The 1690-nt window shown below is 73.3% G+C and carries 3 protein-coding genes; 2 read left to right on the plus strand and 1 reads right to left on the minus strand.

Features of this window, described 5'->3' with window-relative positions:
• The first annotated feature begins 71 nt into the window (after positions 1-71).
• Positions 72-437, plus strand: a complete 366-nt coding sequence (locus AB0G02_RS38780) for a VOC family protein (RefSeq protein ID WP_360805076.1) — start codon at positions 72-74, stop codon at positions 435-437.
• Between the two features lie 41 nt (positions 438-478).
• Here AB0G02_RS38780 and AB0G02_RS38785 read toward each other — a convergent pair whose 3' ends face one another.
• A complete protein-coding gene (locus tag AB0G02_RS38785) occupies positions 479-754 on the minus strand; it encodes a metalloregulator ArsR/SmtB family transcription factor (RefSeq protein WP_360805079.1) in 276 nt (91 codons plus the stop codon).
• A 125-nt stretch (positions 755-879) separates the two neighbouring features.
• Here AB0G02_RS38785 and AB0G02_RS38790 point away from each other — a divergent pair.
• Positions 880-1690, plus strand: an 811-nt coding sequence (locus AB0G02_RS38790; protein ID WP_360805082.1) for an integrase, incomplete at its 3' end; no start/stop codon positions are given.

The raw sequence follows: 1690 nt of genomic DNA on the forward strand, positions 1-1690 counted from the left end.
CGCGTTCCGACCGCCCCCTCACGGCATCCCGCCCCCTGCGGGAACCACCCGACCGGGTGAAAATCGGGATCATGCTGAAGCTGGTCGCGACCGTGCTCGACGCGCCCGACGCCCAGGCCCTCGCCCGCTTCTACCGCGACCTGCTCGGCTGGACCATCACCGTCGACAGCCCCGGCTGGGCGGAGGTCGGTCCCGCCGGCGGCGGCGCGGGCCTGTCGTTCCAGACCGACCCCGGCTACCGCCGCCCCACCTGGCCCGCCTCCGACGGCGACCAGCGCATGATGGTCCACCTCGACATCGAGGTGGACGACCTGGACACCGCCGCCGCCCACGCCGCGTCCCTGGGCGCCACGCCGGCCGACCACCAGCCGCAGGACCACGTGCGGGTCCACCTGGACCCGGCGGGCCACCCGTTCTGCCTGTTCATCCGGACCTGACCGGACCCGATCCGGCCCGACCCGGCCCGCCCGGCGTGGCGTCAGGTGGAGCCGATCGCCCGCGTGATGGAATCGAGCACGCCGGGGAACCGGTGTTCCATCTCCTCGCGCCGCAGCTCGTGGGTGCGGTAGCTGCCCTGGGGCGTCACCCGCAGCACCCCGGCCTCGCGGAGCACCTTCAGGTGATGCGACAGCGTCGACATGCTGACCGGCACGTCGAATTGCCCGCAGACGATCCCACCCGATCGTGCGAGCTCAGCCACGATCCGCAGTCGGACGGGGTCCGCGAGCGCGCTCAGCACCGTGGACAGACTCATGTCTTCCACGTCCGGGTGTTGTAGGGCGCGCACGGTTCCGCATAGTAGCGACACCGGGAAAGATTGTTATTAGTCCACACTGAAGATATTAAGCGTATAACAACTGTTAGGGTGACGATGTGACCATGCCGGAACCCGTGCGGGCCGAGCTCGACCGGGTGTCGCACCCGGTGCTGGTGGACTTCGCCGCGTTGGAGCAGGTGCGCCGCCGGTTCGACGAGGAGCAGGCCGAGGCCCTGTCGGGGTACCTGCGGGCGGCGCAGTCGGCCAACACCGTGCGCGCCTACCGCTCGGACTGGGTGGCGTGGGCGGCGTGGTGCGAGGCGGAGGGCCGGGTGGCGTTGCCCGCGGACCCGGTGGACGTGGCGGTGTACCTGGCGGTGGCGGCGCGGACGACGAAGGCGGACGGGTCGCCCGCGTTCGGTCCGTCCACGTTGGAGCGCAAGGCGGCGGCGATCGCCGCGGTGCACGCCGCGGGCGGGCTGCCCTCCCCCACCCGGTCGGACGTGGTGCGGTTGACGTTGCGGGGCATCCGCCGGACCCGGCGGGCGCAGCCGCGCAGCAAGCGGCCGGTGCTGCTGGGCACGTTGGAGGCGTTGCTGGCCGAACGGCCGCCGCCGGGGTGGCCGACGGGGGTCGCGCGTCGCCGTGACGCGTTGCTGTTGCTGGTGGGGTTCGCGGGGGCGTTGCGGCGCAGCGAGCTGGCGGCGGTGGCGGTGCAGGACGTCACGGTGGACGTGGACCCGCGCACGCACGAGCCGCTGCTGCTGGTCGAGCTGGGCGTGACGAAGACCGACCGGGCGGGCACGCACGGGCAGCGGGTCGTCCTCCCCCGCGGCGCCCGGCGTCCGACGTGCCCGGTGTGCGCGTTCGCGGACTGGGTGGACGTGCTGGCCGCGCCGGACCCGCGGGCGTTGGTGGAGGGCGAGGGCGAGC

Source organism: Actinosynnema sp. NPDC023658, assembly GCF_040639995.1.
In the GTDB taxonomy this organism is placed as follows: Bacteria; Actinomycetota; Actinomycetes; order Mycobacteriales; family Pseudonocardiaceae; genus Actinosynnema.

What these genes read in the sequence shown, in the direction of transcription:
- AB0G02_RS38785 (WP_360805079.1), bottom strand. Translation starts at nt 754, where the DNA reads ATGAGTCTGTCCACGGTGCTGAGCGCGCTCGCGGACCCCGTCCGACTG.
- AB0G02_RS38780 (WP_360805076.1), top strand. Translation starts at nt 72, where the DNA reads ATGCTGAAGCTGGTCGCGACCGTGCTCGACGCGCCCGACGCCCAGGCC.